Source organism: Janthinobacterium sp. CG3 (assembly GCF_000344615.1).
GTDB lineage: Bacteria > Pseudomonadota > Gammaproteobacteria > Burkholderiales > Burkholderiaceae_D > Janthinobacterium.
In genome coordinates this window covers 3,421,135-3,441,600 of sequence record NZ_KB467824.1, presented here as the reverse complement: position 1 = coordinate 3,441,600, position 20,466 = coordinate 3,421,135, and the positions used below count along the sequence as shown (strand labels likewise).

Here is a 20,466-nt window from a genome sequence, read left to right as displayed (position 1 = left end):
GAAAAACCCGGAAGGGCGCGGCGCCAATCACGTAGAATCCCCACTATCGCTATTCTTCCGAAGTAACGAACCGATGCCTGCTTGCGCGTGACGTATTTTCAACAAAACCGTTTCCTGATCATCGCCGTCGCGATTTCGCTGCTGGCGCACGGCGCTTTGCTGGGAGTGCACTTCGTCGCGCCCGCGCCGCCGCCGCTGGCGCCCACCGATCCCGGCTTGGAAGTGATCCTGGTCAACGCCAAGCACAAGAAAAAGCCGCTCAAGGCGGATGCGCTGGCGCAGGCCAACCTGGACGGCGGCGGCCAGGCCGACGCCGGCCGCGCCAAGTCGCCGCTGCCCGACATGCGCAAGATGGAAACCGGCGACAGCGTCAAGTCGAGCAAGCGCAGCATCGCCGACCTGGAGCAGCGCCAGCGCGACCTGATGACGCAGGTGCACCAGCCGACGCCGTACCGGGCCGCCCCGATCACCGAAAAAAACCCGCCCGACCCGACCCCGAAGGGCGCCGACCTGCTTGAAACGAGCAAGGCGATCGCCCGCATGAGCGCCGAAATCAACCAAACCATCGAAGACCAGAACAAGCGCCCGCGCAAGACCTTCATCACGCCCAGCACGCAGGAGGTCGGTTATGCGATGTATTACAAGACCATGCAAAAGCGCGTCGAGGAAATCGGCACGCTCAATTTCCCGCAGCAAAACGGCCGCAAGATGTACGGCGAGCTGGTGGTCTACATCCCGATTTTCCAGGACGGTACGATTTATATGAAGGACGGCGGCGTGCGCATCGAGAAAGGCTCGGGCAACCCGGCGCTCGACGCCGCCGCGCTGGCGATCGTGCGGCGCGCGGCGCCGTTCGGGCGTTTCCCGCCGAATATGTTATCTAGCGACAAGGATGATCTGTGGGTTATCATCACGCGGTTCAAATTTACCCGTGAAGAAAAAATGGAAGCCAATCTGACTAGTAGCGCGCATTGAGCGGCGCCGCCCGCTACGCTGTGTTCGGCAACCCGATCGCGCACAGTAAATCGCCCGAGATCCACGCCGCCTACGCCGCCCAGACCGGCCAGGACATCGCCTACGAGCGCATGCTGGCGCCGCTGGACGGCTTCGCCGCCGCCGCGCGCGCCTTCTTCGCCGCCGGCGGCCAGGGCGCCAACGTGACGGTGCCGTTCAAGCTGGAGGCGTGCAAGCTGGCCACCGCGCTGACGGTGCGGGCGCAGGCGGCCGGCGCCGTCAACACCCTGAGCTTCATCGACAACGAGATCCACGGCGACAACACCGACGGCGACGGCCTGGTCGCCGACATCATGCGCAACGCCGGCGTCGACATCGCCGGCAAGCGCGTGCTGCTGCTGGGCGCGGGCGGGGCCGCGCGCGGCGTCGTGCTGCCGCTGCTGGAGCAGCGCCCGGCGCAATTGCTGATCGCCAACCGCACGCGCGCCACCGCCGACGCGCTGGTGTTGCAGTTCGCGCCGCTGGCCGGCGCCGCCGGGTTGCTGCAAGCCTGCGAATTCGACCAGCCGGACGCGCCCTTCGACCTGATCATCAACGCCACCTCGGCCAGCCTGGGCGGGGAACTGCCGCCGCTGGCGCCGGCGCTGTTCGCCAGCCACACGCTGGCGCTGGACATGATGTACGGCGCCCAGCCGACGGTATTCATGCGATTTGCCGCCGCCCACGGCGCCCAGGTGCGCGACGGCCTGGGCATGCTGGTCGAACAGGCCGCCGAAGCCTTCCTGGTCTGGCGCGGCGTGCGCCCCGACACCGCCGCGGTGCTGGCGCGACTGCGCGCGGCGCTATGAGCAAGGCGCGCAAGACGGCGCCGCGCGGCGGCATCGGCGGGTGGATCAAGTGGATTTTCCTGCTGCCGGTGAGCGCCTTCCTGGTGATCCAGTTGTATTTCCTTTTGCAAATTTGCTGGTGGGTCAAGCACGACCCGGACAGCACCGCCTTCATGCGCGAGCAATTGTCGGTGTTGCAGGAGAAAAACCCGAACGCCGAGCTGAAGCACACCTGGGTGCCGTACCAAGGCATCTCGAACAACCTCAAGCGCGCCATCATCGCCTCGGAGGACGCCAACTTCTCCGGGCACGAAGGGGTCGACTGGGAGGCGCTGCAAAAGGCCTACGAAAAGAATACCCGCAAGCACAAGGTGGTGTCGGGCGGCTCGACGATCACCCAGCAACTGGCGAAGAACCTGTTCCTGTCCGGCTCGCGCAGCTATTTGCGCAAGGGCCAGGAGCTGATCATCACGTTCATGCTGGAAACGCTGATGGACAAGGAACGCATCTTTGAAATCTACCTGAACGTGGTGGAGTTCGGCACCGGCATTTTCGGCGCCGAAGCGGCGTCGCGCCACTACTACAACGTCGGCGCGGCGGGCCTGGGCGCCAGCCAGGCCGCCAAGCTGGCCGTGATGCTGCCCAATCCGCGCTTTTTCGACAAGCACCGCGGGTCCGGCTACCTGGCGCGGCGCACCGGCGTCATCTTGCGCCGCATGGGCTCGGCCGAATTGCCGTAACGCCGGGGCGTTAAGTTAGCGTGGCGTAGGTCGGCGCGCACTTCGCGGCTTGGGTTCCGAGCCCGTTGGTTTTGTTCGTTTCCACCACAAGGAGGTAACAATGCATCATCGACAACGCGGCGCCATCAATTTGTACTGGGTCGCCATCCTCTCCGCCGCGTTCGCGGCCGTCGCCCTGGCGGCGCTATTTTCCATGCGCGCCGAACGCAACCTGTTTGCCGACGGCTGGCACAAGCTGGTCAAGGGCGCCGGCGCCGAAGCCGTCGTGCAAAGTTCGCAACAGGCGTTGGGCGCGCCGGCCGCCGGCGTGCTGCGCAAATGCGTCATCAACGGTAAAACCGTGCTGTCCGACGTCGACTGTGCGGCCAACCATCCCGGCAGCGAAGTGGTGGTGGTGCACCGGACCAAGGGCATCGAGTCGCCGAAAGCGCCGGCGGCGGCGGCGCCCGACACGGCGCCCGCCACCATGCAGGACAAAATGATTGAAAAGGCTACCCGCTGAGGCAAAATTTCGCGACCGGACTGGTCGGGAAAAGGGCTTTGCGGGTACACTTGCGCTGTTTTGATTTTGGCGCTGCGATTGGCGGCCGGCGCTAGCACCATCTATACGATATACGACAACCCAACGTCCGGCTGAGAGCGCGCATGATCAATGTCTTTGTTTTACAAAATGGCCGGCTCAACCAGGTGCCGATCGACAGCCGCACCGACTTGGAAAGCGTGGAGCCGGTCTGGGTCGACCTGACCGACCCGAACGACGACGAGCGCGCCTGGGTCAAGGCGATCTACGGCGTCACGCTGCCGGGCGAAGACGAAGTCAAGGACATCGAGGCGTCGGCCCGCTATTACGAGGCGGAAAACGGCGACCTGCACTTGCGCACCGACTTCCTGCTGGAAGAGGACGACGGGCCGTCGCGCATCGTCACCGTGGCCTTCATCCTGGCCAAGAAAATGTTGTTCTCGGTGCATACCGACGACCTGCCGGTGTTCCGCCTGGTGCGCATGCGCGCGCGCTCGCGGCCCGGTTCGATCGCCGACTACATGGACGTGCTGCTGGACCTGTACGCCACCGACGCCGAGTATTCGGCCGACGCGCTCGAGGGCATTTACCAGAACCTGGAAGAGGTCAGCGGCCGCGTGCTGCAGGAAGAGTTCACCGACCAGGACGCGGCCGCCGCGCTGAACTCCATCGCCCACGAGGAAGATTTGAACGGGCGCATCCGCCGCAACATGATGGACACGCGCCGCGCCGTCAGCTTCCTGATGCGCGGGCGCCTGCTCAATTCCGAGCAATTCGAGGAGGCGCGCCAAATTCTGCGCGATATCGAATCCCTGGACGGCCACACCTCTTTCCTGTTCGATAAGATCAACTTCCTGATGGACGCCACCGTCGGTTTCATCAACATCAACCAAAATAAGATCATCAAGATCTTCTCGGTGGCCAGCGTCGCCTTCCTGCCGCCGACCTTGATCGCCAGCATCTACGGCATGAATTTCAAGGGTTGGTTCCCGGAACTGGACTGGTCGCTCGGCTATCCCTTCGCGCTGGCGCTGATGATCACCAGCGCGATCGCGCCGTTTTGGTACTTCCGCCGCCGCGGCTGGCTCAAATAAGTTCCCGGCGTTCCCGCGAGGACTGATGAAATAGGTCATCCGCTGGCCATGGATGACATATTTCGTCACGTCTAGTCATGTTCCGACATTACGAAAAGCAAGCAATCTTGAGCTAGGGCCAGCAAGGTTTATTTGTGTCATGCCTGTTTTGATGCGGGTGACAATTGGAGAGCATAGGTCGGAAAATTTGCACGAAACTGTTCCATATTGATACGACGCCGGGTCCGGGTAGCGGCGCCAGAGTTTGTTCTTTTTGCCTTTGCGCCGCGGGTAAAAAGATGGCTGTGACAAAGCGACGCTTTACAGTCCAACAGGGAGTCACCATGTCTCGATTCGTTCCATCCGGCAGCTATCAAAGAACTGCCACCCAGATCAATTCCAACCTGTACGGCAAGGCGCAGCGCCGCGACCAGAGCTGGGTCGCCAGCGGCGCCAACATCACCAACCTGTCGGGCGGCCTGGTCAACCTGGACGGTTCGCTGCAGGCGGAAAACGACGCCGCGCCCAGCGCCGGCTTCGTGCCCAACGGCAGTTACAAACAGACCACCGAAAACGTCTCGGTGGTGCTGTCGGCGTACTGTCAAAAGATCGACGGCAGCTGGCAATGGGCGACGCTCGACATCACCCGCTACATCGCCGGCCACGGCGACATCGCCAACATCGACGGCGACCTGAAGATCCAGTAAGGGCCGCGGCTGCGCCTACATGGTGGCGAACATCGCCACCACCGCCGCCAGCATCACCGCCACGCCGATCCAGCCGATGGCGGTGTGGCGGGCCGTCAGCGTGAAGCGGCCCATGACGCTCTTGTTATGCGCCAGCAGCATCATCACGACCATGATCGGCACCGCGATCACGCCGTTGATCTGGGCCGACCAGATCAACGCCTTGATCGGGTCGATCGGCGCGAAGTTCAGCGCCATGCCGCCTATCGTCGCCAGCGAGATAATGACGTAGAATTCACGCGCCTCCAGCGCCTTCAGGTCCAGCCCGTTGGGCCAGCGGAAGCTTTCCGTGACCGCGTAGGCGGCCGAGCCGGCCAGCACCGGCACCGCCAGCAGGCCGGTGCCCAGGATGCCCATGGCGAAGATGAAGAAGGCGAATTCGCCGGCGATCGGCCGCAGCGCTTCGGCCGCCTGGGCCGAGCTGTCGATGTTGCTGATGCCGTGCACGCCCAGCGTGGCGGCCGCCGTCAGGATGATGAAGTAGGCCACCAGGTTTGAAAACCCCATGCCGATATAAGTGTCGAGTTTGATGCGGCGCAGGTGTTTGCCGGCGTATTCCGGCGCCTTGCGCAGCGGCTGGCCGCCGCCGTCGGCGCGCAACTCCTCGACTTCCTGCGAGGCTTGCCAGAAGAACAGGTAGGGGCTGATGGTGGTGCCGAAGATCGCCACGATCATCGCCACCGACTCCTTGTTCCAGGTGAAGCTGGGCCAGACGGTGTGGCGCGCCACCTCGGTCCAGGGCATTTTGATGGCGAACACCGTGGCGACGTAGGCCAGCAGGCCTAGGGTCAGCCATTTCAGGTAACGCACATAGGTGCGGTAGGGCAGGAAGATTTGCAGGGTCAGGCAGAGGAAGCCGCAGCCGAGCGAATAGAAGTGCGCCGAGCCGACGCCGGTCAGCAGGCGCAGCGCCTGGCCCATCGCGGCGACGTCGGCGGCGATGTTGATGATGTTGGCCACCAGCAGCAGCGAGACGATGCTGTAGAGCAGCCAAGCGGGGAAGGCGCGGCGGATGTTGGCGGCCAGGCCGCGCCCGGTGACCAGGCCGATGCGCGCCGACACCAGTTGGATGCCGACCATCAGCGGGTACGTCAGCACCAGCGTCCACAACATGTTGAAGCCGAACTGGGCGCCGGCTTGGGAATAGGTGGCGATGCCGGACGGGTCGTCGTCGGCGGCGCCGGTGATCAAGCCTGGACCGAGCGCCTGGACGGCCTCGTGGTTGCTGATGCGCTTAAATAATGTCATGTTGGCCAATGCAAAACGGACGGCCAACGTGGCGGTCGGCGCGTTAAATCAGAAGGGAGGGGGGCGGTTTCATGTCGGCGCAGTGTAGCAACTATTGCCGGACGCCGGTGTAACGGAGGTGTAAGCAATTGTTAGTGCCGCTTGGCATGCGTGGCGGCGCCGCGGGGCGTCCAGTTAGCGTGCCGTAGGCCGGATCAACCGATCGGGCGCCATCCGGCCATGTTGGCCGAAGCGAGGCGCGCCGCTCCCGGCCAACGTTGTCGGCTGACGTTCAATGGGTTAAGCGGGCGATACAATCCGCCGCTTAACGGCAGGTGTAGCCGCCGTCCACCGGCAGGCTGACGCCGCTGATCATCGACGCCGCCTCGCTCAGCAGGAACAGGATGGGCCGCGCCACCTCGTCCGGCCGGGCGAAGCGGCGCAGCGGAATCGCCTGTAGCATGGGCGCGCTCTTGGCCGGGTCGCCCCAGGCCCGCAAGGCCATCGGCGTCAGCGTCACGGTCGGGTTGACGCTGTTGACGCGGATGCCGTGCGGCCCCAGTTCCAGGCACATCACGCGGGTGATGGCGTCCAGCGCCGCCTTCGACGCGCAGTACGACAGGTGCTCTTCCAGCGCCACCAGCGCGGCCTGGCTGGAGACGTTGACGATGCTGCCGGCGCGCCGCTCGGCGACCATGCCGGCGGCGACGTGGCGCGCCACCAGCGCCGCGCCGCGCGCGTTGACCGCCATCACGCGGTCGAAGTGCTCGCCGCGCAGTTCCAGGCACGACTCCAGTTGCGCCACGCCGGAGCAGTTGACCAGGCCGTCCAAGCCGCGCACGCCGGCCAGCGCGCGCTCGATGGCGGCGCCGTCGGCGACGTCCAGCGGCAGCGGCTCGCAACTGCTGTCGGCTTGCAGCGCGGCCAGCTTGGCGCGGTCGCGCCCGACCGCGACGACCGCGGCGCCGGCCGCTCGCAGCAGTTGCGCGGTGACCAGGCCGATGCCGCTGGTGGCGCCGGTCACCATGATTTTTTTGCCGCTGAAATCGAATCGCATGTGCTTCCCCTTAAAGTGACGCAGGCTGTTCGGCGGCCTGCTGCGGCGCCGCCTGCAAACCGTGCATGATCGGTTTCAGCGCCGGATACAGCTCGCGGTACAGCGCGAAGCCGCGGCGGTAGACGGCGCCGGCGGCGGCGTCCGGCACGGCGCGCGGCACCAGCGTAATCCAGCCGCGCCGCGCCGCCCGCGGCGTCACCAGGCCGGTGCCCAGCGCCGCCAGCAGCGCCGCGCCCAGCGCCGCTTCGACGTTTTCGGCGATGGTGTAGACCGGGTAGCCGGTGACGTCGGCGATGATCTGCATCCACAGGTCGGAGTGGGCGGCGCCGCCGACGACGATCAGTTTGTCGTCCAGCGATTGCGCGCCCTTGGCGCCGGCGTCGATGTTGTGCTTGAGCGCGAACGTGACGCCCTCCAGCACCGCCCGGTACAGGTGGGCGCGGCTGTGGTACAGGCTCAGGCCGACGAAGGCGCCGCTGGCCTTGGCGTCCCAGATCGGGCTGCGCTCGCCCATCAGGTAGGGCAGGAACAGCACGCCGTCGGCGCCGGCCGGCACCTTGGCGGCGCTGTCCTCCATCAGCCGGTGCGGATCGGCGTGGCCGAGCGCGCGCGCGGCGTCGACGTCGGCCTGGCAGAACGCGTCGCGGAACCAGCTGACCGAGGCGCCGGCCGCGATGGCGCCGCCGAACACGTACAAGTCCTCGCCGCCGTTGTGCACGTGCGGCATGCTGATCAGGCCGTTGCGCGCATCGACCCGCTGGTTGATGTAGCCCCAGCACATGCTGGTGCCGATCATCGCCACGTGCTGGCCGGCGCCGCTGACGCCGGCGGCGAAGGTGGCCACCGCCGCGTCGACGCCGCCGGCGACGATCGGCGTGCCGGCCAGCAGGCCGAGGCGCTGCGCCAGTGCCGGCAGCAGGCCGCCGACCACCTCGGACGAGTCGACCAGGCGCGCCGGCATCATGGCGGCCGGAATGCCGAGCCGCTGCAGCATCTCCAGCGACCAGCGGCGCCCGCGCATGTCGTAGACGCCGCCGATATTGCCGGCCGAGCTGTGGTCGACCGCGACCTCGCCGCACAGCAGGTAGTTGATGTAGCTGTTCGGCGGCAGGAACTGGCGGGTGCGGCGCCACACCTCCGGGCGCTGGCGCCGCAGCCACAGCATCTTGGTGTAGCCGTAGTAGCTGTCGACCGAATTGCCGGTGATGTCGTAGAGCCGCTCCAGGTCGAGCGTTTGCCGGACCCATTCCACCTCGGCGGTGGCGCGCCGGTCCATCCAGATCAGGCAGGGGTGCAGCGGACGCATGTCGGCGTCGACCGGAATGCCGGAGCCGCCGTACAGGCTGCTCACGCAGAGCGCCTTGATCTGTTCGGCGCGCAGGCCGCTCTGGCGCACCACCTGCGCCACGCACTCCAGCACCGCCTGGTACCACACGTCCGGCCACTGCTCGGCCCACAGCGGCTGCGGCGTGTCGACCTGGTAGCCCCGCGCGTGCTGGGCGACGATGGCGCCGGCGCAGTCGACCAGCAGCGCCTTGGTGCTCTGGGTGCCGATGTCGACGCCGATGACGTAGTCTTTGCCGTCCATGCTCAGCCCTGGGCCGCGGCCGGTTTCAGCAGCACCTTGATCGAGTCGAGCGAGTTCGCCAGCGCGAACGCCCGTTCCCAGTCGTCCAGCGCGAAGGCGTGCGTGACGATGCCCTTCGAGGTGATCAGGCCGCGCTCGAACAGGTCGATCGCCACCGGGTAGCAGTACGGTCCCAGGTGGGCGCCGCGCACGTCGAGTTCCTTGCGGTCGCCGATGATGGACCAGTCGGCGCTGGTCTCCTTGCCGAACACGCTGAATTCGACGAAGCGGCCCAGCTTGCGGATCAGGTTCAAGCCCTGCGTCACGCCGGCCGGCACGCCGGTCGTTTCGATGTAGACGTCGCAGCCGTAGCCGCCGGTCAGGGCGCGCACGATCGCCATGGCGTCGTCCTTGGCCGGGTTGATGGCGACGTCGGCGCCGAAGGCCAGCGCCAGGTCGAGGCGCTCCTGCACCAGGTCGATGACGACCAGCTTCTTCGGCGTTTTCAACGCGGCGATCTGCACCATCATCAGGCCCAGCGGGCCGGCGCCGGCGATCACCACCACGTCGTCGAGCTGCACCTCGGCGCGGTTCACGGTGTGGATCGCGCAGGCCATCGGTTCGATGATGGCGGCGTCCTCCAGCGAGACGGCGTCGGGGATTTTATGCACCAGCGCGGTCGGCGGAATGCGCATGTAGTCGGCCATGCCGCCGTCGGCGACCTCGCGCTGGAAGCCGAAGATGTTGTGGACTTCGCACATCCAATATTTGCCGGAGGTGCAAAAGCGGCACTTCGCGCACGGCACGATCTGCTCGGCGATGATGCGCTCGCCGACCTGGACGCCGAAATGCCCCTCGGCGCCTTCGCCGGCCTCGACGACGTAGCCGAAGAATTCGTGGCCCGGCACCACCGGCGGCTTGACCCAGCCCGGCTGGCCCTCGCCGCCCCAGAACATGGCGGCGCCGGAATGGCATTTGCAGTCGCTGGCGCAGATGCCGCAGGCGGCGATGCGGATCACCAGCTCGTTGGCGCGCGCGCGCGGGCGCTTGATGGTTTGCAGGCGGTAGTCTTGCGGGCCGTGGCAGACCACGGCCTGCATGTCGATTTCGGTGTATTGCATAAAAACTCCGTTGGATAAAGTGTTGGATAAAACCAAAGGCAAGGGCTGGGGTCGGACCCCGGCTTTGCGCCGTTGGTGTGGTGCTAGCCGCGCTTGCCGTTGTTGCGGCTGATGTAAATGGCCAGCAGGATGATCACGCCCTTGATGATGTTTTGCAGGTAGGGCGAGACGCCCATCATGTTCAGGCCGTTGTTGAGCACGCCCAGCATGAGCGCGCCGATCAGGGTGCCGACGATGGAGCCGCGCCCGCCGGTGATGGCGGTGCCGCCCATGACGACGGCGGCGATGGCGTCGAGTTCGAAGCCGACGCCGGCGTTGGGCTGGCCGCTCATCAGGCGCGACGTCAGCACCAGCCCGGCGATGGCCGCCGTGAAGCCGCTGATGGCGTACACCAGCAGCTTGTAGCGCGCCACCCGCACGCCGCTCAGGCGGGTCGCCTCCTCGTTGCCGCCGATGGCGTAGATGTAGCGCCCCGGCGGCGTGTGTTCGAGCAGCACGTAGGCCAGCGCGAACACCAGCAGCATGGTCAGGATCGGCGCCTGCACGCCTAGCACGCTGCCCTTGCCGAAGAACTCGAACCAGGCCGGCAGGTCGTTGATCGGGTAGCCGCCGGTGTACAGCAGGGCCATGCCGCGGGCGATGCCCATCGTTGCCAGCGTGACGATAATCGGCGGCATCTTGGCGTAGGCGACGAAGAAGCCGTTGCCGACGCCGAAGGCGACGCCCACCGCCAGGCCGATCGGGATGGCGGCGGCGGGCGGCACGCCGGCCACCATCAGGCCGGCGCTCAGGGTGCCGGTCAGCGCCATCACCGAGCCGACCGACAGGTCGATGCCGCCGCTGATGATGGCGCAGCTCATGCCGACGGCGATGATGGCGTTGATCGAGACCTGGCGCGCGATGTTGACCAGGTTGTCGAGCGACAGGAAGTGCTCGGTGGTGGCGATCATCACCGCGCATACCAGCAGCAAGCCGGCGAAGGGCAGGAAGGCCGCTTGTTTGCCCAGGGCGCGCCACAGCGCGGCGGCCGGGGCCGGGGCGGCGGGCGGGGTGTTAGTGTTTACCGGCTGTTGCATGGCGCATTACCTCGCTTGAATTGATGGACTCGGCTGCCAGTACGGTGACGATGGCGCCCTGTTTGAAAACGGCGACGCGGTCGCACATGCCGACGATTTCCGGCAGCTCGGAGGAGATCAGGATGATCGAATAACCCTGCCCGGTGAGCTCGCGCATCAGCCGGTAGATTTCGGCCTTGGCGCCGACGTCGATGCCGCGGGTCGGTTCGTCGAAGATCAGGATCTTGCAGTGGTGGTTGAGCCAGCGCGCGATCACCACCTTCTGCTGGTTGCCGCCGCTGAGCGTGGCGACGCGGCTGTGCGGGCCGGGCGCCTTGATGCCGACCTTGGCGATCATCGCCGTGGTGGTGCGCAGCTCGCGCTCGCGGCTGATCAGGCCGCCCGGCAGCAGGTACTTCCCCAGGTTGTTGATGGAGATGTTGTCCTTGATGCTGAAGTCGGTGATCAGGCCCTCGACCTTGCGGCTTTCCGGCAGCAGGCCGATGCCGTGCTTGAGCGCGTCGGCGGGGTCGCGCAGCGCGACCTTGGCGCCGCCGACCCGCACCTCCTTGTGCCAGGCCGGATGGGCGCCGATCACCGCCAGCGCCAGTTCGCTGCGGCCCGAGCCGACCAGGCCGGCGAAGCCGAGGATTTCGCCCTCGCGCAACGCGAAACTGTTGGACGGGCCGTCGCGGCGAAGGCGCACGTCGCGCGCCTCCAGCGCCAGCGGCGCGTCCGGCCGCGGCGCCGGCTTCGGCGGAAAGCCGCTTTCCAGTGTGCGCCCGACCATCATCTCGACCAGCTGGTCGACGTTGGTCCCGGCCACCTCGGCCATGCCGGCGTAGCGGCCGTCGCGCAGCACGGTGATGCGGTCGCACACCTCGAAAATCTCGTCCATGTGGTGCGAGATGAAAATCATCGCCACGTCCTGCCGCTTCAGCTCGCGCATGATGGCGAACAGCTGCCCGGCCTCGCCCGGCGTCAGCGTTGCGGTCGGCTCGTCGAGGATCAGGATGCGCGCGTTCAACGACAGCGCCTTGCCGATCTCGACGAACTGCTGCTGCGCCACGCTGAGCTGGCAGATCTCGCGCGACAGGTCGATGTCGATGCCCAGGCGCTCGAAGGTGGCGCGCGCCCGGGTCTTCATGCGCGCCTTGTCGAGCAGGCCGAAGCGGTTGCGCAGCTCGCGTCCGAGGAAAATGTTCTCGACCGCGTTCAGATAGGGGACCAGGCTGAATTCCTGGAAGATGATGGCGATGCCGGCGGCGATCGCGTCCTTATAGCTGTGAAAGTCGCGCGCCGTGCCGTCGACGACGATCTCGCCCTCGTCGGGGCGATGGATGCCGCTGAGGATCTTCATCAGGGTCGACTTGCCGGCGCCGTTCTCGCCCAGCAGGGCGTGGATCTCGCCGCGGCGGATCGACAGGTCGATGCCGCTGAGCGCCTTCACCCCGGGGAAGCCCTTGGATATGTTCTGCAGTGTCAGAATCGTGTTCATTGCGTGCCTCTTGCCGTTTTTGAAACAGCGCCCCGGGCCGCGGCCGCGGGGCGCCCGGAGTTACCAGCTGAAGGTCTTGGCGCCGTCCTTGTCCACCAGCTTCACTTCGACCGGCACGCTGGCCGGTACGTTGGCGCCCCACTTCTTGGCCAGCGCGATGGCCAGCGCCAGGCGCACCTGGTCGCGCGGGTACTGGGCGGCGGTGGCGATGAACTTCGAGTTCGGCTTCAAGATGGCCTTGATCGCCTCCGGCGCGCCGTCCACGCTGGTCAGCTTGACGTCCTTGCCGCTGGCCTCGATGGCCGACAGCGCGCCCATCGAACCGCCGTCGTTGACGCTGAAGATGCCCTTCAGCTTGGGGTTCGCCTGCAGGATGTTTTCGGTCACGGTCAGGGCCTGGTCGCGTTCCTGCTTGCCGTTCTGGGTGGTGACGATTTTAATCTCCGGGAACTTGGCCAGCGCGTCCTTGCAGCCGCGCACCCGCTCCAGGATAGGCACCACGGCGATGCCGTCGAGGATGGCGACGTCGCCCTTGCCGCCCAGGTTCTTGGCCAGGAAGGTGCAAGCCATCTGGCCGGCGTCGAAGTTCTTCGAGCCGACGAAGGAAGCCACCGGGCCGTTGGCGTTGGCGTCCACCGCCACCGTGATCACGCCGGCGGCGTGGGCCGACTTCACCGCCGACTGGATGCCGACCGAATCGGTCGGGTTCAGCAGCAGGATGTCGATTTTCTTCTGGATCATGTCCTCGATGTCGCTGGTTTGCTTCGACACGTCGTGGCGGGCGTCGGTGATGACGACGCTGGCGCCCAGCGTGGCGGCGGCTTCCTCCAGCGCCTTTTTCATCGTGATGAAATACGGGTTGTTCAGCTCCTGGAACGACATGCCGATCTTCAGCGGCGCGGCCAGGGCGGGGGCGGGGGCGGACAGTAGCATGGCGCCCAGCGGGCCAGCGGCCAATGCGATCAATTTTTTCGAGTAGAACATGATGTCTCCTTAGTTTTTATAATGGGTGCTTGGGTTTTGACGTTGTTGCGACGGGCAACACTGTGGCGCTGCCCGTAATTCGGGCAGTACGCGGCCTCCTTTTCTGGTGGCGGGGCGGCAGGGTGGGGGGAGGTGGGTGGGACGGCTAGCCGGTGGCGGCGCTCGCCGTTTTCATCTCGTCGTAGCGGCGGAACTTCGACGGCGGAATGCCTTTTTGCGCCAGGAACTGGCGGTTGAAATTGGACAGGTTGTTGAAGCCGACCTTGTAGCAAATCTCGGTGATACTGAGTTCGCTATTGGTCAGCATTTCGCAGGAAATGCGGATGCGCAGCTGGTTCACGTAATGCACGAACGAGATCCCGGTGTGCTTGCGGAACGAGCGCGAGAACGAGCTGACGTTCTGCCCGGTCAGCTCGGCCAGGTCGGTTTCGCGCAGGTCGGTCGAGAGGTTCTTGCCGATGTAGGCCAGCGCCAGGTTGATCTTCGACGACATATAGCTGTTCGGGTCGGGCAGGTAGTCCGGGCTGGCCAGCGGGCGCCGCCCGGCGTCGTGCAGCAGTAGGTCGAGCAGCGACAGGAACAACAGCACGCGGCGGCAGCCCTTGGCCTCCAACAGCGCCAGCATCAACGGCTTGGCGGCGACGCCGGCGGCGGCCGTGAACAGCAAGCCGCTGCGCGACTCGGCCAGCAGCGCCTCGACCTGCTGCAGCTCGGGGAAGGCGTGGATCGCGTCGGCGATGAATTCGCTGGAAAATTGCAGCACCAGGCAGCGCTGCTGCACCGGACGGTGGTCGGGCAGCTCGCTGACCCAGTTGTGCGGCAGGTTCGGCCCCGACATCACCAGGTTGCCCGGCTCGAAATCGCCGATGTAGTCGCCGACGAAGAACTTGCCGGTGGTGCTGGTGATCAGCTGGATCTCGTATTCGGGATGGAAGTGCCAGCGCACCGTGCGATAGGGATAGCCATGCGACCAGGCGGTAAAGGACTCGTCGCGCCGTACACAAACCAGTTCGAGATCGGGCTTCATGCATGTCTCCAGTTATGCTTCGCTGACCGCGGCGCTGTTGCCTTGCCGGATCGCGTTGTCATCATTTATGGCTTCATTCTATGTACTTGAGCTGCCTTGCACCACTACATATGGCGCGGTTAACTGATACTTTTTTTGCATTCCGGCGGTAGATAGGCGGAAAAATGTCAAATTTGGTGCAGCGCGTCACAATTTTCTATGCAATACGTTTGCATCTGGCTCCGACGGAACAACAAAATAGTATCGAAGATGCTTTCCATTCGACGTGGTGCGCCGGCGCCCGGGCGTCTACGATTACGGCGTCCGGGCCACGCTGGCCGCCGCTCACGCGCGCGCCGCCCCGCGCCGCGCCGACTTAAACAACTGCGATTGGAGATACACATGCGAGCCCCCCATGCCGACTAGCCGCCGTATTGGCCCGATTACCCATTTGGTCAGTGACTGCGACGGCGTTCTGATCGACAGCGAAGCGGTGGCGCTGGACGCGCTGCTGTCGGCGCTGCAACCGCGCTTCGGCGACGGCGAGCGCCTGGTAGGGCTGATCCGGCCGCTGCTGGGCCGCGAACTGGCGCCGCTGCTGGTGGAAGTGTTCGGGGAATGTGGCGCCGACGCCAGCGAAGCCGAGCTGGCCGCCATCCGCGCGCTGGTGGAGGCGCAGTGCGACCTGCGGCTGGCGCTGGTGCCCGGCGTGGCGTCGGCCATGGCGGCGATCGCGCTGCCGAAGGCGGTGGCCAGCAACAGCAGCAGCGCGCGGGTGCACGCGGCGCTGGGCCGCACCGGGCTGGCGCCGCTGTTCGGCGCGCGCATCTACACGCCGGACCTGGTCGGTAGCGCCAAACCGCACCCGGGCGTGTATCTGGTGGCGGCCGGCGGTTTCGACGTCGCGCCGGGCGCCTGCGCGGCGGTCGAGGACAGCGTCACCGGCGTCACCGCGGCGGCGGCGGCCGGCATGTACGTGCTCGGCTTCACCGGCGGCGGCCACATAGTGGCGGGGCAGGCCGCGCGGCTGCGGGCGGCCGGCGCCCACGCCACGTTCGACGCCATGGCGCAGCTACCCGGCCTGATCGACGCGTTGACAAAACCCAAGACGTAACCCCGGCCCCTGCCTCTGGTTTGTTTTACATTGCCAATTGAACATGTAAAACAACCGGCTTGCTATAAACTTCATCCTTTCCAGTCACCAAGGCCATCCCCATGCCGAACATACTGCCCCTGAACGCGCTGGCCCTGACCCTGCTGGTGCTGGCCCCAGGCGCCGCGCTCGCTTGCGACGCGCTGGTCGGCAGCTACGCGCTTGCCGCCGGCGGCGTCGCCGTCATCAACATCGTCAAAACCCCGACCGGCTACGCGCTGAGCACGCGCGAAGGCGGCCGCGTCGACGGCCCCTGGAAACTGGCCGAGCCATCGATGCGCGCCGGTACCAGCGCGCAGTTGAACGCCGGCGGCGTCGGCGTCGAGATGGACGCGCACTCCTGCGGCCTGTCCGCGCCGGACGGCTTGTTCCTGAAAGTGAAGCCCGGCGCGAAGTACCAGGACAACAGCCGCACCGGCCAGAACCGCATCGAAACCCGCGGCAGCGAGACCGGCTACATGATCTACCTGGCCCAGGGCATCGTAATGGCCGGCGTCGACCTGTTCCCGGTCCCCTTCACCGGCCAGGCGGCGCGGCAATAGCTCAATTGCGGCGCAGATTGACCATCACGATACCGGCCAACACCAGCACGGCGCCGGCGGCGAAGCGCACGCTCAACTGCTCGTCCAGCAGCAGCACGCCGAAGCCGACGCCGAACAGCGGCGTCATGAACGAAAACGCGGAAATGCGCGAGGCCAGATAGCGCCGCAACATCCAGAACCACGCCAGGTAGCTGGCAAAGGCGACGATGACGACCTGGAAAAACATGCTGACCCAAGCCATGGCCGTCATCGAAATCGCCTGCACGTCGCCGTCGCCGACGGCCACGGCGATCAAAATCACCGCCGCCACCGCCAGTTGATACAACAGCGTAGTGGTGGGCGCCGCCTCCGACAGCGACGAGCGCCGCACGACGATGGTGGTGGCGGCCCAGAACAGGCTGGCCAGCAGCGCGAAACCGTCGCCGATCAGCGTGTCGCTCCAGCCCGTGCCGGCGCCGGTGAAACCATTTGAAAACGCCAGCGCGATGCCGGCGAAAGCGGCGCCGATGCCGGCCCACTGCATGCGCCCCAGACGCTCGCCGGCCACGCCCCAGTTCAGACCGAGCACGGTGAAAATCGGCGCCGCGTATAGGAACACGACGATATGCGAGGCCGAGGTGTAGTTCAGCCCGAGCGAGACGCACAGGAACTCGGCGGCGAACAAGACGCCGGCGGCGATGCCGGGCCAGAAGGTGCCGTCGCGCAGCGAAAAACCGTTACCGCGCCAAAACATCAGCGCGCACACCATCAGCGCCGCGCCGCCGGAACGCAGCCCGGTCTGCAGCATCGGACTCATGCTGACGGCGGTCGCCTTCACCGCGACCTGCTGCAAGCCCCAGCACATGCACAGCACCAGCATCACCAGCGCGGCGAAGCCGTCGAGCGGTTTGCGCGCGGCGCTCATGCGGTGCGCCCGGTGGCGCCGGCGGCACGTTCCGCGACGCCGCGCCGTTGATGAAGTGCGAACATAGCTATTCCCTGTTTTATGCCGCGTAATGCTGCGGTGATGCGCAGTTGCGCCCTTGTGGTCAATTATAGGGGTGGCGGCTTGGGATGGTATAGTTAAAACCAGACAAACAATACGACACTTCGGACAAAATGGCCGTACACCTGCGCCAGCCGCCGTTCAGCGACGAACTGCCCCATCCGGTCTACATCCGCAGCGAAAAGCTAGAAAGCGACAGCACCTATCCGCGCCACAGCCACGGCTGGGGCGAATTCGTCTACTCGTTCAGCGGCGTCATGGAAGTCAAGCTGGCGCAGCGCAGCTACCTGGCGCCGCCGCACTACGGCATCTGGCTGCCGCCCGAGGTCGAGCACACCGGCAGCAACCGCTTCGAAGCGTGGTTTTGCTCGCTGTACCTGTCGCGGGAGCTGTGCGCCGGGCTGCCGGCGGACACCTGCACGCTGGCGGTCGGCCCGGTCATCACATCGATCCTGGCCGATCTGACGGCGCGCAAGGTCGACTACCCGCGCGGCGCCGAGGACGCGCGCCTGGTGCAGGTGCTGATCGACCAGCTCGGCCTGGCGCCGCGGCACGACAGCTACCTGCCGATGTCGGACGACCCGACGCTGGGCCAGGTGCTGGCCGAGTTGCGCAAAACCCCCAGCGACAAGCGCTCGCTGGAGGCGTGGGCGCGGGCCGTGCACAGCACCGAGCGCACGTTGTCGCGGCGCTGCCAGCGCGACCTCGGCATGTCCTTCAGTGAATGGCGCCAGCGGCTGCGGTTGGTGAGTGCGCTGCCGATGCTGGACGCCAGGATGCCGGTGCAGTCGGTCGCGCTGGAGCTGGGTTATAGCACCTCGTCGGCCTTTATCGCGATGTTCCACCGCATGCTGGGCATCACGCCGGAAGAGTTTCGCAAGCGCAGCCGCGGCGCTTGAGGGAAGCGACAAGCGGCGGATTTTTTTTCGTTGGCGGCGCGATTGTTGTTTACTTCTGTACCGAACGTTCGGTATTATTGATGGGGTCAACTTTACACAGGAAAACCGCCATGCCAACTCCCCAACCCGCTCAAGCCATCCGTCTGTACGGTTTTCGTCTTTCCGGGCACGCGCACCGGGTCCAGTTGTTCCTGTCGCTGCTGGACTTGCCGGTGGAAATGATCTATGTCGATTTGCGCGGCGGCGAGCAGAAGCAGCCGGCGTTCCTGGCCAAGAACCCGTTCGGGCAGGTGCCGGTCATCGAGGACGGCGATGTGACGCTGGCCGACTCGAACGCGATCCTGGTCTACCTGGCCAGCAAGTATGGCGAGCCGCACTGGCTGCCGCGCGACGCCGAGGGCGCCGCCGCCGTGCAGCGCTTCCTGTCGGTGGCGGCCGGGGAAATCGCCCGCGGTCCGGCGCTGGCGCGGGCGGCGGCGCTGTTTGGCGTCCCGTGCGACCGCGCGGCGGCCCAGGCGCTCGCGGTGCGAGTGCTGGGGATTTTCGACTCGCATCTGGCCGGGCGCGCCTTCCTGGTCGGCACCCAGCCAAGCATCGCCGACATCGCCTGCTACAGCTACATCGCGCACGCGCCCGAAGGCGGCATTCCGCTGGAGCCGTATGCAAACCTGCGTAACTGGTTGAGTAGCGTCGAAGCGCTGCCGGGTTTCGTGCCGATGCAGGCGAGCGCAACCAAAGCCGAGACCTAAGCGTCCTTGCCGACAACGGAAACATGTTATTGACGAGGAGCTTACGCAATGTCCACGAGTCCAGTTCCCGGGTCGCCGGGTGCGCTATCCCCGTTTCACGCCGGCGAGCGCGCCGTACAGGAGCGGCTTGGCGTGCGCGCCAAACTTGAGGCGCACGCTAGTTCGTTCATCCGCGCGGAAATGCCGGATCAACATCGCGAATTCTTCGCGCAATTGCCTTTCGTCCTGGTCGGCAGCGTCGACCGCGCCGGGCAACCTTGGGCCTCGGTGCTGGTCGGGCGGCCCGGATTCATCGTCGCGCCGGACCCGACGCACCTGTCGATTAGCGCCCGTCCCTTGTTCGCCGACCCGCTGGCCGGGGCGCTGTCGCCGGGCGCGCCGCTGGGCCTGCTGGGCGTCGAGCCGCACACCAGGCGGCGCAACCGGGCCAACGTGACGGTGGAACGGCTGACGGAAGCCGGGTTCGCGGCGCGCCTCGACCAGAGTTTCGGCAACTGCCCGAAGTATATCCAGGCGCGCCAGCCGGCGCTGCTGGACGCCGCGGCGGGGCGGGGCGAGCGCCGGGTACGCCGCGGCGAGGGTCTCGACGGCGATATGCGGCGGCTGATCGGCGCGGCCGACACCTATTTCATCGCCAGCGCGTTTGCCGGCGACGCCGGGCAGCCGGCCGGCGTCGACGTGTCGCACCGCGGCGGCAAGCCGGGTTTTGTGCGGATCGACGACGAGCGGACCTTGTCGGCACCTGAGTTTTCCGGGAATTTCTTCTTCAATACGACCGGCAACCTGATGCTCGATCCGCGCGCCGGCTTGCTCTTCATCGATTTCGCCAGCGGCGACCTGCTGTACCTGGCGGTGAGGGCGCGCATCGTCTGGGACGGCGCCGAGGTTGACGCCTTCGTCGGCGCGCAGCGTCTGTTCCGCTTCGACATCGTGCGGGCCATTTTGGTGGAAAATTCCCTGCCTTTGCGCTGGGGCGAGGCGCAGATGTCGCCTTTGTTGGAGAGGACCGGATCATGGCCGCAGTCCGGCGCCGCGACGGACTAGTAAACCTTGCGGTTTCCCGGCACGGCGTTTAAATTGGGCGACTAACACGCAACCGCCTCGCTTCCATGTCCACTGCCGCCCTTCCGCGCGATGAAATCGTCTTGCGCATCCTCGCCGCCTTCCGCCAATACGGCTATGAGGGCGCCAGCCTGGGGCGTCTGTCGAGCGCCACCGGGCTGGGCCGCTCCAGTCTGTACCACCATTTTCCGAAGGGGAAGGAGGACATGGCCAACGCGGCGATGTCGGCGGTCAGCGCGTGGTTTGGCGAACACGTCCTCGCCACGCTGGCAGGAGAGGAGCCGGCGGCGCGCCGGCTGGAATGTTTTGCCGCCAAGCTCGCCGAGTTTTACCGCCAGGGTGAATCGTCCTGCCTGACCGACGTGTTCACCATCGGCGAGGCCGGCGCGGTTTTCCAGCAGCGCATCGGCGAACGGATGAAGCTGCTCATTGGCGCGCTGGCGAAGACGGCGCAGGGGGCCGGCGTGGCGCCGGGCGAGGCGCTGCGGCGCGCCGAGGACGCCGTGGTCAGCATCCAGGGTTCGCTGATCGTCGCGCGCGCGCTGGGCGACACCGCGCCGTTTCTGCGCGCGATGCAGCAGTTGCCGCGGCGCTTGCTGGGGGAGTGAATTTGGCGGTTGCGCCGCCGGTTTTGACTGGCGCGGCGGTGCTGTCGGGCCGGCGATGTCGGCTTGCGCGCCGCGCGCTAACCCGACCTGCAA

At 66.2% G+C, this 20,466-nt stretch carries 21 protein-coding genes; 12 read left to right on the top strand and 9 right to left on the bottom strand.

Annotated features, from left to right (window positions below):
- Positions 1-87 precede the first annotated feature (87 nt).
- From JANGC3_RS0115080 to JANGC3_RS0115055, 6 genes are all read left to right on the top strand, one after another.
- On the top strand, positions 88-975 hold the full coding sequence (locus JANGC3_RS0115080; protein ID WP_035788722.1) for a TonB family protein: 888 nt from the start codon (positions 88-90) through the stop codon (positions 973-975).
- Positions 972-1,802: a shikimate dehydrogenase gene (aroE, locus tag JANGC3_RS0115075; protein WP_017877322.1), complete on the top strand. Its 831-nt coding sequence runs from the start codon at positions 972-974 to the stop codon at positions 1,800-1,802. The genes JANGC3_RS0115080 and aroE overlap by 4 nt, the downstream gene beginning before the upstream one ends.
- A complete protein-coding gene (gene mtgA / locus JANGC3_RS0115070) occupies positions 1,799-2,521 on the top strand; it encodes a monofunctional biosynthetic peptidoglycan transglycosylase (RefSeq protein WP_017877321.1) in 723 nt (240 codons plus the stop codon). Before aroE ends, mtgA begins: the two co-directional genes overlap by 4 nt.
- 100 nt (positions 2,522-2,621) lie before the next feature.
- Positions 2,622-3,023, top strand: coding sequence for a hypothetical protein (locus tag JANGC3_RS0115065; protein WP_017877320.1), 402 nt, complete (start codon positions 2,622-2,624; stop codon positions 3,021-3,023).
- 143 nt (positions 3,024-3,166) lie between these two features.
- Positions 3,167-4,135 carry a magnesium/cobalt transporter CorA gene (corA, locus tag JANGC3_RS0115060; protein ID WP_017877319.1) on the top strand — a complete coding sequence of 323 codons (969 nt, stop codon included), beginning with the start codon at positions 3,167-3,169 and terminating at the stop codon, positions 4,133-4,135.
- 323 nt (positions 4,136-4,458) lie between these two features.
- Positions 4,459-4,821 carry a hypothetical protein gene (locus JANGC3_RS0115055; protein ID WP_017877318.1) on the top strand — a complete coding sequence of 121 codons (363 nt, stop codon included), beginning with the start codon at positions 4,459-4,461 and terminating at the stop codon, positions 4,819-4,821.
- A 15-nt stretch (positions 4,822-4,836) separates the two neighbouring features.
- On the opposite strand, the gene JANGC3_RS0115050 is transcribed toward JANGC3_RS0115055, so the two are convergent.
- The 8 genes from JANGC3_RS0115050 to JANGC3_RS29395 form a co-directional block, all read right to left on the bottom strand.
- A complete protein-coding gene (locus tag JANGC3_RS0115050) occupies positions 4,837-6,108 on the bottom strand; it encodes an NRAMP family divalent metal transporter (RefSeq protein ID WP_051068380.1) in 1,272 nt (423 codons plus the stop codon).
- Positions 6,109-6,412: 304 nt separating this feature from the next.
- A complete protein-coding gene (locus JANGC3_RS0115045) occupies positions 6,413-7,144 on the bottom strand; it encodes an SDR family oxidoreductase (protein WP_017877316.1) in 732 nt (243 codons plus the stop codon).
- A 10-nt stretch (positions 7,145-7,154) separates the two neighbouring features.
- Positions 7,155-8,732, bottom strand: a complete 1,578-nt coding sequence (locus tag JANGC3_RS0115040; protein ID WP_017877315.1) for an FGGY-family carbohydrate kinase — start codon at positions 8,730-8,732, stop codon at positions 7,155-7,157.
- A 2-nt stretch (positions 8,733-8,734) separates the two neighbouring features.
- A complete protein-coding gene (locus tag JANGC3_RS0115035) occupies positions 8,735-9,832 on the bottom strand; it encodes an erythritol/L-threitol dehydrogenase (protein WP_017877314.1) in 1,098 nt (365 codons plus the stop codon).
- Positions 9,833-9,915: 83 nt separating this feature from the next.
- On the bottom strand, positions 9,916-10,908 hold the full coding sequence (locus tag JANGC3_RS0115030) for an ABC transporter permease (RefSeq protein ID WP_026133468.1): 993 nt from the start codon (positions 10,906-10,908) through the stop codon (positions 9,916-9,918).
- The gene (locus JANGC3_RS0115025) at positions 10,886-12,385 is read right to left on the bottom strand and encodes a sugar ABC transporter ATP-binding protein (RefSeq protein WP_017877312.1); all 1,500 of its coding nucleotides are present in this window, start codon (positions 12,383-12,385) and stop codon (positions 10,886-10,888) included. The genes JANGC3_RS0115030 and JANGC3_RS0115025 overlap by 23 nt, the downstream gene beginning before the upstream one ends.
- Positions 12,386-12,445: 60 nt before the next feature.
- Positions 12,446-13,369 carry an ABC transporter substrate-binding protein gene (locus JANGC3_RS0115020; protein WP_017877311.1) on the bottom strand — a complete coding sequence of 308 codons (924 nt, stop codon included), beginning with the start codon at positions 13,367-13,369 and terminating at the stop codon, positions 12,446-12,448.
- Positions 13,370-13,514: 145 nt separating this feature from the next.
- Positions 13,515-14,396: an AraC family transcriptional regulator gene (locus JANGC3_RS29395; RefSeq protein ID WP_081611874.1), complete on the bottom strand. Its 882-nt coding sequence runs from the start codon at positions 14,394-14,396 to the stop codon at positions 13,515-13,517.
- A gap of 430 nt (positions 14,397-14,826) precedes the next feature.
- On the opposite strand from JANGC3_RS29395, the gene JANGC3_RS0115010 reads away from it, so the two are divergent.
- Entirely contained in the window at positions 14,827-15,489 is a 663-nt protein-coding gene (locus JANGC3_RS0115010; RefSeq protein ID WP_017877309.1) for an HAD family hydrolase, read from the top strand.
- 101 nt (positions 15,490-15,590) lie between these two features.
- Positions 15,591-16,070 carry a hypothetical protein gene (locus tag JANGC3_RS0115005; protein ID WP_017877308.1) on the top strand — a complete coding sequence of 160 codons (480 nt, stop codon included), beginning with the start codon at positions 15,591-15,593 and terminating at the stop codon, positions 16,068-16,070.
- 1 nt (position 16,071) lies between these two features.
- On the opposite strand, the gene JANGC3_RS0115000 is transcribed toward JANGC3_RS0115005, so the two are convergent.
- Positions 16,072-16,974 (bottom strand): DMT family transporter, encoded by a 903-nt coding sequence (locus tag JANGC3_RS0115000; protein WP_017877307.1) that lies wholly within the window; start codon positions 16,972-16,974, stop codon positions 16,072-16,074.
- A 194-nt stretch (positions 16,975-17,168) separates the two neighbouring features.
- Here JANGC3_RS0115000 and JANGC3_RS0114995 point away from each other — a divergent pair, with 194 nt between their 5' ends.
- From JANGC3_RS0114995 to JANGC3_RS0114980, 4 genes are all read left to right on the top strand, one after another.
- A complete protein-coding gene (locus JANGC3_RS0114995; protein ID WP_017877306.1) occupies positions 17,169-17,954 on the top strand; it encodes an AraC family transcriptional regulator in 786 nt (261 codons plus the stop codon).
- Between the two features lie 110 nt (positions 17,955-18,064).
- A complete protein-coding gene (locus JANGC3_RS0114990) occupies positions 18,065-18,703 on the top strand; it encodes a glutathione S-transferase family protein (RefSeq protein ID WP_026133009.1) in 639 nt (212 codons plus the stop codon).
- A gap of 132 nt (positions 18,704-18,835) precedes the next feature.
- Positions 18,836-19,747 (top strand): pyridoxamine 5'-phosphate oxidase family protein, encoded by a 912-nt coding sequence (locus JANGC3_RS29390; RefSeq protein WP_017877304.1) that lies wholly within the window; start codon positions 18,836-18,838, stop codon positions 19,745-19,747.
- Between the two features lie 65 nt (positions 19,748-19,812).
- Positions 19,813-20,373: a TetR/AcrR family transcriptional regulator gene (locus JANGC3_RS0114980; RefSeq protein WP_017877303.1), complete on the top strand. Its 561-nt coding sequence runs from the start codon at positions 19,813-19,815 to the stop codon at positions 20,371-20,373.
- The last annotated feature ends 93 nt before the right edge of the window (positions 20,374-20,466 follow it).